The 13,560-nt window shown below is 49.4% G+C and carries 8 protein-coding genes and 1 pseudogene; all 9 read left to right on the top strand.

The features are described from left to right. Positions 1 to 38: 38 nt before the first annotated feature. The 9 genes and pseudogenes from HPC37_RS00155 to rpoC all read left to right on the top strand — a co-directional run bounded on the left by HPC37_RS00155 (position 39) and on the right by rpoC (position 13,439). Positions 39 to 1,298: a TRAP transporter large permease gene (locus tag HPC37_RS00155; protein ID WP_427915929.1), complete on the top strand. Its 1,260-nt coding sequence runs from the start codon at positions 39 to 41 to the stop codon at positions 1,296 to 1,298. Between the two features lie 154 nt (positions 1,299 to 1,452). Beyond that, positions 1,453 to 1,863: a preprotein translocase subunit SecE gene (gene secE, locus HPC37_RS00150; RefSeq protein WP_208121238.1), complete on the top strand. Its 411-nt coding sequence runs from the start codon at positions 1,453 to 1,455 to the stop codon at positions 1,861 to 1,863. Between the two features lie 3 nt (positions 1,864 to 1,866). Then, a complete protein-coding gene (nusG, locus tag HPC37_RS00145; RefSeq protein ID WP_208121237.1) occupies positions 1,867 to 2,424 on the top strand; it encodes a transcription termination/antitermination protein NusG in 558 nt (185 codons plus the stop codon). 106 nt (positions 2,425 to 2,530) lie between these two features. After that, a complete protein-coding gene (gene rplK, locus HPC37_RS00140) occupies positions 2,531 to 2,959 on the top strand; it encodes a 50S ribosomal protein L11 (RefSeq protein WP_208119150.1) in 429 nt (142 codons plus the stop codon). 4 nt (positions 2,960 to 2,963) lie between these two features. Beyond that, the gene (rplA, locus tag HPC37_RS00135) at positions 2,964 to 3,659 is read left to right on the top strand and encodes a 50S ribosomal protein L1 (protein WP_208121186.1); all 696 of its coding nucleotides are present in this window, start codon (positions 2,964 to 2,966) and stop codon (positions 3,657 to 3,659) included. 263 nt (positions 3,660 to 3,922) lie between these two features. Next, positions 3,923 to 4,420 (top strand): 50S ribosomal protein L10, encoded by a 498-nt coding sequence (gene rplJ, locus HPC37_RS00130; RefSeq protein ID WP_208121236.1) that lies wholly within the window; start codon positions 3,923 to 3,925, stop codon positions 4,418 to 4,420. A 48-nt stretch (positions 4,421 to 4,468) separates the two neighbouring features. Continuing rightward, positions 4,469 to 4,839, top strand: a pseudogene (rplL, locus tag HPC37_RS00125) (50S ribosomal protein L7/L12). 266 nt (positions 4,840 to 5,105) lie between these two features. Beyond that, positions 5,106 to 9,137, top strand: a complete 4,032-nt coding sequence (gene rpoB / locus HPC37_RS00120; RefSeq protein WP_208121235.1) for a DNA-directed RNA polymerase subunit beta — start codon at positions 5,106 to 5,108, stop codon at positions 9,135 to 9,137. A 66-nt stretch (positions 9,138 to 9,203) separates the two neighbouring features. Continuing rightward, a complete protein-coding gene (rpoC, locus tag HPC37_RS00115) occupies positions 9,204 to 13,439 on the top strand; it encodes a DNA-directed RNA polymerase subunit beta' (RefSeq protein WP_208121234.1) in 4,236 nt (1,411 codons plus the stop codon). The last annotated feature ends 121 nt before the right edge of the window (positions 13,440 to 13,560 follow it).

The following is a 13,560-nucleotide window of genomic DNA, read 5'->3' as shown; positions in this document are numbered from 1 at the left end:
GCATCAACAGCGGCCTTGATCATGCTCGTCGGCACGGTATTTTCTTGATTATCGGCACACCAATTAGTATCAGTGTCGGGATTTCCTCTTTTGCGGCAATGTTGACTATTTTGCCAAGCCAGGGGGCGATGGTCACCTCCGCTCAACGTTTGTTTGTGGGCTTGGATTCGTTCGCCTTGCTGGCTATTCCGTTTTTTATCTTAGCGGGTAATATCATGAACAGCGGCGGGATAGCCATTCGCTTGATCAATTTTTCAAAAATCATCAGTGGCTTTTTCCCTGGCGCTTTGGCGCAAACGAACATTGTCTCCAATATGCTCTTTGGTTCCATCAGTGGCTCAGGCGTGGCTTCGGCGGCGGCCGTGGGCGGGATTATGTCCCCGATTGAGAAAAAAGAAGGCTATGATCCTAAATACAGCACCGCGGTCAACATCGCCTCAGCGCCAACAGGCATGTTGATTCCACCGAGTAATACCTTGATTGTTTACGCCACCGTGGCAGGCAGCGTGAGTGTCTCAGCCCTCTTTATGGCCGGCTACGTGCCCGGCATTTTGTGGGGCATTGGCGTGATGATTGTCGCCGGCATCATTGCCAAGCGCCGCGGCTACATCGCCAAGCATCGCATGAGTTGCGCCGAGTGTGTGAAAGTCACAATCGAAGCGCTGCCAAGCATGTCGTTGATTGTGATTGTGATCGGTGGGATTTTGGCCGGCGTGTTCACGGCCACAGAGGCCTCGGCGATTGCGGTGGTGTATTCATTGATTTTAAGCTTGCTGTACCGCACTTTGGATGTGCGCAAGCTGCCAGACATCTTTTTGCAAACAGCCAAAATGTCGGCAATTGTGATCTTTATGCTGGCCGCCTCATCAATTATGTCGTGGGTGATGGCGTTCACACAAATCCCTGCAATGATCGCCAACGGCCTGCTGGGGCTGACCGACAACCCAATTTTGATTTTGCTGATCATCAATTTGGTGTTGCTGTTTATCGGCACCTTTATGGACCCAACCCCAGCTGTGTTGATTTTCACTCCGATTTTCTTGCCAATTTGTATGAATCTTGGCATGAGCCCTGTGCAATTTGGGATTTTGCTGGTGTTCAACCTCTCCCTTGGCACGATCACGCCACCGGTGGGGCCGATTTTGTTCACCGGCTGTAAAGTGAGCAATATTGAGATTGACCAAGTGGTGCGCACCTTGATTCCGTTTTTCTTGGTGATTTTCTTGGTGTTGCTGCTGGTGACGTATGTGCCAGCCATCTCCATGACAATTCCACAAATGATGGGCTTGGTGCAATAATTTCGCGCTTATAAATTTAAAACCGCACTTTGCATAGTCAAAGTGCGGTTTTTTATTCACCCGTGGGCGCAATAAGGTGTTGGCAAGTGATGAATTAAAATGCTACAATCCTGTGTTCTAAAAAATAGGTCGTTTAACGTCGGATGAGACCAATATGAATTCGAAAAATACTAAAAAACAACTCCCAGACACCGTGCATGAAGGCAAAAGCAAGGGCGTGAATGCTTTTTTGTGGCTGTTGGCCGTGCTTGCTGTGGTGGTGGCTGCCGTGGGTAATGCCTACTTCGCACAAGAGCTGAATGTGGCGGTGCGTGTTGTTGGCGTGGTGGTGTTGCTGGCTTTAGCGCTGGTGTTTGCTGGGCTGACCAATCAAGGCCAAAAAGCCATCACCTTTGTGCGTGAGTCACGCGTTGAAGTGCGCAAAGTGGTGTGGCCAACACGCCCAGAGGCAACACAAACTACCTTGATCGTGTTTGGGGTTACTGTGGTTACGTCATTGATTTTATGGGGATTTGACTCAATTATTATTGCAGTCATTAACTTTTTAACTAATTTGAGATTTTAAGCCATGAGTGAGAACGAAACCCCAATCAAAAAACGTTGGTATGTGCTGCAAGCGTTTTCAGGCTATGAAGCTCGTGTCGCCAAAACCTTGATTGAATACATCAAACAACAAGACATGGAAGATCAATTTGGCGAAGTGCTGGTGCCGACCGAAGAAGTGGTTGAAAACGTGGCGGGCAAACGTCGCAAAAGCGAGCGTAAATTCTTCCCAGGCTATGTGTTGGTTGAAATGGAAATGAACGACGACACATGGCACTTGGTGCGCAGCGTGCCGCGCGTGCTTGGCTTTATTGGTGGCACGCCAGACAAACCAGCACCAATTTCCAAACGCGAAGCCGATGCTATCTTAAACCGCTTGAAACAAGACGGCGACAAGCCAAAACCAAAAACCATGTTCCAACCAGGCGAAGAAGTGCGCGTGACCGAAGGCCCATTTATGGACTTCAACGGCACTGTGGAAGAAGTGGATTACGAAAAGAGCCGCTTGAAAGTCTCTGTATCCATCTTTGGCCGTGCCACGCCAGTGGAGCTGGAATTCCGCCAAGTGGAAAAAGCGAACTAATTTACAAGCATATTGCTTGAAATCTGTGCGGTATTTGTCTACAATACCGCACTTTTACACACAAGGGAAGCCGCAAGGCGATATTACCCATTAAGAGGAAACTAAAATGGCAAAGAAAGTACAAGCCTACATTAAGTTGCAAGTTGCAGCAGGTATGGCAAACCCAAGTCCACCGGTTGGTCCTGCATTAGGTCAACAAGGTGTGAACATCATGGAATTTTGTAAAGCGTTCAACGCAAAAACAGACAGCATGGAAAAAGGCTTGCCAATTCCAGTTGTGATCACTGTTTACGCAGACCGCTCTTTCACCTTTATCACAAAAACTCCACCTGCCGCTGTGTTGTTGAAAAAAGCCGCTGGTGTGAAATCAGGTTCTGGTAAACCAAACAAAGATAAAGTGGGCAAAGTGACTCGTCAGCAAGTGCAAGAAATTGCAGAATTGAAAGCTGCTGACATGACTGGCGCAACTATCGAAACAAAAATGAAGTCAATTGAAGGTACTGCGCGTTCAATGGGCTTAGTGGTGGAGGACTAATCAGATGGCTAAATTAACTAAACGTATGAAAGCGATCCAAGAGAAAGTTGACTCTACCAAATTCTACGATGTGAACGAAGCTATCGCATTGTTGAAAGAATTAGCCACCGCTAAATTCAACGAAAGCGTTGATGTGGCTGTGAACCTCGGCATCGAAGCACGTAAATCAGACCAAAACGTGCGTGGCGCAACTGTGTTGCCACACGGTACTGGCCGCAGCGTGCGTGTTGCTGTGTTCACCCAAGGTGCTAACGCTGACGCCGCCAAAGAAGCTGGCGCTGATGTAGTTGGCATGGAAGACTTGGCGGAACAAGTGAAAAAAGGCGAAATGGATTTCGACGTGGTTATCGCCTCTCCTGATGCGATGCGCGTGGTAGGCCAATTGGGTCAAATCTTAGGCCCACGTGGCTTGATGCCAAACCCGAAAGTGGGCACTGTGACACCAAACGTGGCAGAAGCTGTGAAAAATGCCAAATCAGGTCAGGTGCGTTACCGCAATGACAAAAACGGTATCATCCACACCACTATCGGTAAAGTGAGCTTTGAAGATAACCAAATCAAAGAAAACTTAGAAGCGTTGTTGGCGGCGTTAACAAAAGCACGCCCAGCCTCTGCAAAAGGTGTGTTCATCAAGAAAGTCAGCCTGTCTACCACACAAGGTGCAGGTGTTGCGATTGATCAAACAACCTTAAATCAATAAGGGTTTACAAGGGCAAGATTATCCTCTATAATTTTGCTCTTGACTTTATTCCGTCTAACGGAATTCTGGTTGGTGCTTGCCGTAAATCAAGCCCCATCCAAGACCGCAAGGGGAGCCGCAAAGTGCGGTTGCTTAATCATCTTGCGTAGATGGTGAACAGAATAGAAAATTTTTCTGCTTCTGTGCGCCGAACGTCTTAGTAGCTTAGCTATTAAGGAATTTTAATCTGGGAAACCAGAAGTGTATTCAGGAGCTAAAAGCCAATGGCATTAAATCTTCAAGACAAACAAGCAATTGTTGCTGAAGTAAATGAAGCTGCCAAAGGTGCCCTGTCAGCTGTGATCGCCGACTCTCGTGGTGTGACCGTTGATAAAATGACTGAATTGCGTAAAAACGCTCGTGAAGCGAGTGTGTCAATGCGTGTGGTTCGTAACACTTTGTTACGCCGTGCGGTTGAAGGCACTGATCTTGAGTGTTTGAAAGACGTGATGGTAGGTCCAACACTTGTTGCTTTTTCTAACGAACATCCAGGTGCTGCAGCACGTTTGTTCAAAGATTTTGCGAAAGCAAACGACAAGTTTGAAATTAAAGGTGCAGCCTTTGAAGGTGAATTTATCCCAACATCAGATATTGATCGTTTGGCATCTTTACCAACATACGAAGAAGCAATTGCACGTTTAATGGGTACAATGAAAGAAGCTGCGGCAGGAAAACTTGTACGCACTTTAGCAGCATTACGCGACAAATTAGAAGCAGCTTAATAAAGTTTGCTTGGTCTATTAAATATTTTACTTTAGGAATTGATTGTTATGTCTCTAACTAACGAACAAATTATCGAAGCGATTGCTGAGAAATCAGTAATGGAAATCGTTGAGCTTATCTCAGCAATGGAAGAAAAATTCGGTGTTTCTGCTGCCGCTGCCGCTGTTGCAGTAGCTGGTGGTGCTGATGCAGCTGCCGCTGAAGAAAAACTGAATTCGACGTAGTATTAACTGCCGCTGGTGGTAACAAAGTAGCTGTTATCAAAGCCGTGCGCGGTGCAACTGGTCTTGGCTTGAAAGAAGCGAAAGACATGGTTGAATCTGCTCCAGCCACCTTGAAAGAAGGCGTTGCTAAAGCAGAAGCTGAAGAGTTGAAGAAAGCATTAGAAGAAGCAGGCGCTTCTGTAGAACTTAAATAATTTCGTTTTATTTAAGTCAGCCTAATTAAAGGCGAATGGCTAGTGGTCTATACCGCTAGCCATTTTGTGCCTTTAAAAAATAAAAGTGTTATTGCCGTTTTTTCACTTTTATATTTACTTAATTTTCAATAAGTTAAGTCTGCACGAGAGTTGTAAAAAGCAAAAGTGCGGTACCAACAAACGGTATCGAATGTATTGCCACCTTGTTAACTTGATCGCAAGTGTGCGCGAATTTTGGGTCACCGATCAGCAAGCAGAGGAACCCTATGGTTTACTCCTATACCGAAAAGAAACGTATTCGTAAAAGCTTTGGCAAACGCCAACAAGTTTTAAATGTACCTTATTTATTAACCATTCAAATCGATTCTTTTGATAAATTTATCGAGCAGGATCCAGAAGGTCAGCAAGGCCTTGAAGCGGCATTTCGTAGCGTGTTCCCAATTGTGAGCAACAATGGCAGCACTGAATTGCAATATGTCAGCTACCAATTAGGCGAGCCTGTTTTTGACGTGCGTGAGTGTCAAATCCGTGGTACAACGTTTTCAGCGCCACTGCGTGTGAAACTGCGCCTTGTCAGCTATGATCGTGACGGCGCACCGGGTACGGTGAAAGACATTAAAGAAAATGACGTCTATATGGGTGAAATCCCACTGATGACCGACAACGGTACCTTTGTCATCAACGGCACAGAGCGTGTTATCGTTTCACAATTGCACCGTAGCCCAGGCGTATTTTTCGACAGCGACAAAGGCAAAACACACTCATCAGGTAAAGTGCTATATAACGCACGCATTATCCCATACCGTGGTTCATGGTTGGATTTTGAATTTGACCCGAAAGATAACCTGTTTGCGCGTATCGACCGCCGCCGTAAATTGCCAGCCACCATCATTTTGCGTGCGTTGGACTACAGCACTGAAGACATTTTGTCACTGTTCTTTGACAAAGTGCGCTACACCATTCGCGACAATCAATTGTTGATGGAATTGGTGCCAGAACGCCTGCGTGGTGAAACCGCCAGTTTTGATATTGAAGCCGATGGCAAAGTCTATGTTGAGCGCGGCCGTCGTATCACAGCCCGTCATATTCGCCAATTAGAAAAAGATAAAATCAGCGAAGTGGTTGTGCCGACAGAATATATCGTAGGCAAAATTGTCGCCAAAGATTATGTTGACCTCGACAGCGGTGAGCTGATTTGTGCCGCCAATGATGAAATGACATTAGAAATGCTCGCCAAACTCAGCCAAGCCGGCTACAAAGAGTTTGACGTGCTGTTTACCAACGACCTTGACCACGGCGCTTATATTTCAGAAACCTTGCGCGTTGACCCGTCAAGCGATCGCTTATCTGCGTTGGTTGAAATCTACCGCATGATGCGCCCAGGCGAGCCACCAACAAAAGAAGCCGCCGAAGCGTTGTTTGAAAACCTGTTCTTCTCAAACGAGCGTTACGATCTCTCTGCGGTAGGCCGCATGAAGTTCAACCGCTCTTTGAACATTCCTGAAGGCGAAGGCAGCGGCATTTTGAGCAAAGACGACATCGTGAAGGTGATGAAAAAGCTCATCGAAATCCGCAACGGCCGTGGCGAAGTGGACGATATCGACCACCTTGGCAACCGTCGTATCCGCAGCGTGGGTGAAATGGCGGAAAACCAATTCCGCATTGGCTTGGTGCGTGTTGAGCGTGCCGTGCGTGAGCGTTTGTCAATGGGCGACCTTGATGGCGTGACTCCGCAAGATTTGATCAACGCCAAACCAATTTCTGCCGCGGTGAAAGAGTTCTTTGGTTCATCTCAATTGTCACAATTTATGGACCAAAACAACCCGTTGTCTGAGGTCACTCACAAACGTCGTATCTCAGCCTTAGGCCCAGGTGGTTTGACCCGTGAACGCGCCGGCTTTGAAGTGCGTGACGTACACGCCACTCACTACGGCCGCGTGTGCCCAATCGAAACCCCTGAAGGCCCGAACATCGGTTTGATCAACTCGTTGTCTGTTTATGCACGCACCAACGATTACGGCTTCTTGGAAACGCCATACCGCAAAGTGGTTGACGGCCAAGTGACCGAAGAAATTGAATATTTGTCGGCGATTGAAGAAGGCAAATATGTGATCGCGCAGGCAAACTCTAACCTCGACGACGATTTCCGTTTCACCGACGAATTTGTCACCTGCCGTGGTGAGCACGGTGAATCTGGCTTGTACAAACCAGAGCAAATTGACTACATGGACGTTTCCACCCAACAAGTGGTGTCTGTGGCGGCGGCGCTGATTCCGTTCTTGGAACACGACGATGCGAACCGTGCCTTGATGGGTGCGAACATGCAACGCCAAGCGGTGCCAACCTTGCGCTCTGACAAACCATTAGTCGGCACCGGCATTGAAAAAGCCGTAGCGGTGGACTCCGGTGTTACCGTGGTGGCCAAACGTGGCGGCCATGTGCAATACATTGATGCCTCACGCATTGTGGTGAAAGTCAACGAAGACGAAACCGTTTCTGGCGAAGCGGGCATTGATATTTACAACTTGACTAAATACACCCGTTCAAACCAAAACACGTGTATCAACCAAGTGCCATGTGTGGCATTGGGTGAGCCAATTGAGCGTGGTGAAGTGCTGGCCGATGGCCCATCAACTGACCTTGGTGAACTCGCCCTTGGCCAAAACATGCGCGTGGCGTTCATGCCTTGGAATGGTTACAACTTTGAAGACTCCATGTTAGTCTCCGAGCGCGTGGTGCAAGAAGATCGCTTCACCACCATTCACATCCAAGAGCTCACCGCCGTTGCGCGTGACACTAAATTGGGTGCTGAAGAAATCACCGCGGATATTCCAAACGTCGGTGAAGCGGCGCTGAGCAAGCTTGATGAATCGGGTATTGTTTACATCGGTGCGGAAGTGAAAGGCGGCGATATTTTGGTGGGTAAAGTCACACCAAAAGGGGAAACCCAATTAACCCCTGAAGAAAAATTGCTGCGCGCCATCTTTGGTGAAAAAGCCTCCGATGTGAAAGACTCTTCATTGCGCGTGCCAAACAGCGTGTCAGGTACGGTTATTGACGTACAAGTGTTCACCCGCGACGGTGTTGAAAAAGACAAACGCGCGATTGAAATTGAAGATATGCAACTCAAACAAGCCAAAAAAGACCTTGGCGAAGAGTTGGAAATCTTGGAAGCTGGCTTGTTTGCCCGCGTGCGTGCCTTGCTTGAGCAAAACGGTATTGACGCGAAAAAACTCGACAAACTCAGCCGTGAAAAATGGCTTGAGCAATCACTGGCGGATGAAAACCAACAAAACTTGCTTGAGCAACTCGCCGAGCAGCACGAAGAGCTGCGCAGCGAATTTGAACGCAAGCTGGAAATCAAACGCAACAAAATCACCCAAGGCGACGATTTGGCGCCAGGCGTGTTGAAGATTGTGAAAGTTTACTTGGCGGTGAAACGTCAAATCCAGCCAGGGGATAAAATGGCGGGTCGTCACGGTAACAAAGGGGTTATCTCTAAAATCAACCCAATTGAAGATATGCCGTATGACGAAAATGGCCAACCGGTGGACATCGTGCTCAACCCGCTAGGGGTTCCGTCACGGATGAACATCGGTCAGATCCTCGAAACGCACTTAGGCTTGGCGGCCAAAGGCATTGGTGACAAAATCAATGCGATGATCAAGCAGCAACAAAGTGTGGCGAAATTGCGTGAATATATCCAACGCGCCTATGACTTAGGCGGCGCGCCGAAACAGGTGGATTTGGATACCTTCACTGACGAAGAAGTGTTGCGCTTGGCAGAAAACCTGCGCAAAGGTATGCCACTGGCCACCCCAGTGTTTGACGGTGCCCACGAAGAAGAGATCAAAGGCCTCTTGGATTTGGCAGGCTTGCCAACCTCAGGGCAAATCACCCTCTTTGACGGTCGCACAGGGGAAAAATTTGAGCGCCCAGTAACTGTGGGTTACATGTATATGCTCAAACTCAACCACTTGGTTGACGACAAAATGCACGCGCGTTCAACTGGCTCTTATAGTCTAGTAACTCAACAACCGTTGGGTGGTAAAGCGCAATTTGGTGGTCAACGCTTCGGTGAGATGGAAGTGTGGGCGCTGGAAGCCTACGGTGCGGCATACACCTTGCAAGAGATGCTGACCGTGAAATCCGATGACGTGAACGGACGGACCAAAATGTATAAAAACATTGTGGACGGCGCGCACCAAATGGAGCCAGGCATGCCAGAATCCTTCAACGTGTTGACCAAAGAAATCCGTTCTTTGGGTATCAACATCGAGTTGGAAGACGATCAGTAATTGATAAAAAGTGCAAGTGCGGTTCGCCGCACTTGAATCAAGTTTAACTCCGACAGGAGCAAATCTGTGAAAGACTTAGTAAAGTTTTTAAAAGCGCAAACAAAATCCAGTGATGATTTTGATGTGATTAAAATTGGCTTAGCCTCCCCTGATATGATCCGCTCATGGTCATACGGTGAGGTTAAGAAACCCGAAACCATCAACTACCGCACTTTCAAGCCTGAACGTGACGGGCTTTTCTGTGCGCGTATCTTTGGGCCAGTGAAAGACTATGAATGTCTTTGCGGAAAATACAAACGTTTGAAACACCGCGGCGTGATTTGTGAAAAGTGCGGTGTGGAAGTTACCCAAACCAAAGTTCGCCGTGAGCGCATGGGCCACATTGAGCTGGCCTCACCGGTGGCGCACATTTGGTTTTTGAAATCACTGCCATCGCGCATTGGCTTGTTGCTTGACATGCCACTGCGTGACATTGAGCGCGTGCTCTATTTTGAAAGCTACATCGTCACCGAGCCTGGCATGACCGAATTGCAACGCGGCCAATTGTTGACCGAAGAGCAATTTATTGAAGCGGAAGACCGCTGGGCAGACGAATTTGAAGCCAAAATGGGTGCCGAGGCGATTCAGCACCTGTTAAAAGAGATGGATCTCAACCACGAGATTGAAACCTTGCGTGAAGAGCTGCAAGAAACCAGCTCTGAAACCAAACGCAAAAAAATCACCAAACGCTTGAAATTGCTCGAAGCCTTTGTGCAATCGGGCAACAACCCAGAGTGGATGGTGCTCACTGTGCTGCCTGTGTTGCCGCCAGATTTGCGCCCATTAGTACCACTCGACGGTGGCCGCTTTGCGACTTCTGATCTCAACGACTTATACCGCCGTGTGATCAACCGTAACAACCGTTTAAAACGCCTGCTCGATTTAGTTGCGCCAGATATCATCGTGCGCAACGAAAAACGCATGCTGCAAGAATCTGTGGATGCCTTGCTCGACAACGGCCGCCGTGGCCGCGCCATCACCGGCTCCAACAAACGTGCGTTGAAATCGCTAGCAGATATGATCAAAGGGAAACAAGGCCGTTTCCGTCAAAATTTGCTCGGTAAACGTGTGGACTACTCCGGCCGTTCGGTTATCACCGTGGGGCCATACCTGCACTTGCACCAATGTGGTTTGCCGAAAAAAATGGCGCTGGAACTCTTCCGCCCATTTATCTATGCCAAACTGCAAAGCCAAGGCCATGCGTCAACTATCAAAGCCGCCAAAAAAATGGTGGAGCGTGAAGACGCCATTGTGTGGGATATCTTAGCCGATGTTATCCGCGAGCACCCAATTTTGCTCAACCGTGCACCAACCTTGCACCGTTTGGGTATCCAAGCGTTTGAGCCATTATTGATTGAAGGTAAAGCCATTCAGTTGCACCCGCTCGTGTGTGCGGCGTTCAACGCCGACTTCGACGGTGACCAAATGGCGGTGCACGTGCCATTAACGCTCGAAGCGCAATTAGAAGCGCGCGCGTTGATGATGTCCACCAACAACATTTTATCGCCAGCCAACGGTGACCCAATCATCGTGCCATCACAAGACGTGGTGTTGGGCTTGTATTACATGACCCGCGAAAAAGTCAACGCCAAAGGCGAAGGCATGTTGCTGCAAGACCCACGCGAGGCCGAAAAAGCCTACCGCACAGGGGATGCTGAACTGCACGCCCGCGTTAAAGTGCGGATCACCGAACACGTGAAAAACGAAGCCGGCGAGTGGGAAGCAAAAACCACGTTGACCGATACCACCGTGGGCCGTGCGATTTTGTGGATGATTGCGCCAAAAGGCATGCCGTTTAGTTTGTTCAACCAAACCTTAGGCAAAAAAGCGATCTCCAAATTAATTAACGCCTGTTACCGTATCTTGGGCATGAAGTCGAGCGTAATCTTCGCCGACCAAATCATGTACACTGGTTTTGCCTTCGCGGCGCGCAGTGGTGCGTCTGTCGGCATTGATGACATGGTTATCCCAGAGGCGAAAGACAAGATCATCAACGAAGCCGAAGAAGCGGTGAAAGAAATTCAAGAGCAGTTCCAATCCGGTCTTGTCACCGCGGGTGAGCGCTACAACAAAGTGATCGACATTTGGGCCAGTGCGAACGAACGCGTGGCCAAAGCGATGATGGAAAACCTCTCCACCGAAGAAGTGGAAAACCGCGACGGCGAGATGGAAAAACAAGCCTCATTCAACAGCATCTTTATGATGGCGGACTCTGGGGCGCGGGGTAGTGCCGCACAGATTCGTCAGCTTGCCGGTATGCGTGGTTTGATGGCGCGTCCAGACGGCTCGATCATCGAAACACCAATCACCGCGAACTTCCGTGAAGGGTTGAACGTATTACAATACTTTATCTCTACCCACGGGGCGCGTAAAGGGTTGGCGGATACCGCACTGAAAACCGCGAACTCTGGTTACTTGACTCGTCGTTTGGTTGACGTGGCGCAAGACTTGGTGATCGTCGAAGATGACTGTGGCACTGACCGCGGCATCGTGATGACCCCGTTAATCGAGGGTGGCGATGTGAAAGAGCCATTGCGCGACCGTGTGCTCGGCCGTGTGGTAGCCGAAGATGTGGTGAAACCAGGCACCGACGAAGTGCTGATTCCACGCAACACCTTGATCGACGAAAAATGGTGCGACATCATCGACCGTGAATCCGTTGACAGCATCAAAGTGCGGTCAGTGGTAACCTGTGACACTGACTTTGGCGTGTGTGCCAAATGTTACGGCCGTGACCTGGCTCGCGGGCACATCATCAACAAAGGTGAAGCCGTCGGGGTTATCGCGGCGCAATCCATCGGTGAACCAGGTACACAGTTGACCATGCGTACGTTCCACATCGGTGGTGCGGCATCGCGTGCGGCGGCCGAGTCGAGCATTCAAGTGAAAAACAACGGTAGCGTGCGCTTGGCGAACGCCAAATTTGTCACCAACAAAGACGGCAAATTTGTCATCACCTCGCGTAACACCGAGTTGACCGTATTAGACGAATTTGGCCGCACCAAAGAGAGCTACAAAGTCCCTTATGGTGCCAGCCTGAGCAAACAAAACGGTGACGAAGTCAAAGCTGGCGAAATCATCGCCAACTGGGACCCACACACCATGCCAATCATCGCCGAGGTGGAAGGTAAACTCGAGTTTGCTGACATCGTGGATGGCGTGACTGTCACTCGCCAAACCGACGAGCTCACAGGCCTGTCATCCGTTGTGGTGCAAGACGTGGGTGAGCGTGCCACCGCAGGTAAAGACATGCGCCCAGCGTTGCGCGTAGTTGATGCCAAAGGCAACCCAGTGGTATTAAGCGGCACCGACGTGCCAGCGCAATACTTCCTGCCTGGTAAAGCGATTGTGACCCTCGACGACGGTGCGGAAATCCACATTGGTGACCCTCTGGCGCGTATCCCGCAAGAATCTGCAGGAACCAAAGATATCACCGGTGGTTTGCCACGCGTAGCCGACTTGTTCGAAGCGCGCAAACCAAAAGAGCCTGCCATCATGGCGGAAATCTCCGGTACCGTGTCGTTTGGTAAAGAAACCAAAGGCAAACGCCGCTTGCTCATCACCCCAACTGACGGTGGCGATGTGTATGAAGAGATGATTCCAAAATGGCGTCAGCTCAACGTGTTTGAAGGCGAGCAAGTCGAGCGCGGCGACATCATCTCTGAAGGGGCGGAAACGCCGCACGATATCTTGCGCTTGCGTGGTGTTCACGCCGTGACTGAGTACATCGTCAACGAGGTGCAAGAGGTTTATCGCCTGCAAGGGGTTAAGATCAACGATAAACACATTGAGGTTATCGTGCGTCAAATGCTGCGCAAGGCGATCATCACCAACGCCCACGACAGTGAGTTCCTCGAAGGGGAGCAAGTGGAAGTGGCGCGCGTGAAAATCGTCAACCGCGAGCGTGAAGCACAAGGCAAGCCGTTGGTGGAATACGAGCGCGAGTTGCTCGGTATCACCAAAGCGTCATTGGCGACCGAGTCGTTTATCTCAGCCGCGTCGTTCCAAGAAACCACCCGTGTGCTCACCGAAGCGGCGGTGGCGGGCAAACGCGATGAGTTGCGTGGCTTGAAAGAGAACGTGATCGTCGGCCGTTTGATTCCAGCCGGTACGGGTTATGTTTATCATCAAAATCGTCACGATGGTAAGCTGGCCGCAGAGTTGGCGGTGGATGAGGACCTTGAGCATAAGGTGGATGCCGATGAGGCGTCAGCCAATTTGGCCGAGATGCTGAATATGACAAGTGATTTTAATCAGGCTTGATGCGTTGAGTGAAAAAACCTAGGTTCGCCTAGGTTTTTTTATGTCTGCTGACCGCACTTTGGGTTTTTATCACTCCGTCATCTCTCTTATTTCCGCCTGCGGCGGGTGGAATCGCGATAGC

This window comes from Spirabiliibacterium mucosae, from assembly GCF_014884965.1.
In the GTDB taxonomy this organism is placed as follows: Bacteria; Pseudomonadota; Gammaproteobacteria; order Enterobacterales; family Pasteurellaceae; genus Spirabiliibacterium; species Spirabiliibacterium mucosae.
The sequence above is the reverse complement of the archived record's forward strand: the minus strand, read 5'-3'. Positions and strand labels throughout refer to the sequence as shown.

What these genes read in the sequence shown, in the direction of transcription:
- secE (WP_208121238.1), top strand. Translation starts at nt 1,453, where the DNA reads ATGAATTCGAAAAATACTAAAAAACAACTCCCAGACACCGTGCATGAA.
- nusG (WP_208121237.1), top strand. Translation starts at nt 1,867, where the DNA reads ATGAGTGAGAACGAAACCCCAATCAAAAAACGTTGGTATGTGCTGCAA.
- rplK (WP_208119150.1), top strand. Translation starts at nt 2,531, where the DNA reads ATGGCAAAGAAAGTACAAGCCTACATTAAGTTGCAAGTTGCAGCAGGT.
- rplA (WP_208121186.1), top strand. Translation starts at nt 2,964, where the DNA reads ATGGCTAAATTAACTAAACGTATGAAAGCGATCCAAGAGAAAGTTGAC.
- rplJ (WP_208121236.1), top strand. Translation starts at nt 3,923, where the DNA reads ATGGCATTAAATCTTCAAGACAAACAAGCAATTGTTGCTGAAGTAAAT.
- rpoB (WP_208121235.1), top strand. Translation starts at nt 5,106, where the DNA reads ATGGTTTACTCCTATACCGAAAAGAAACGTATTCGTAAAAGCTTTGGC.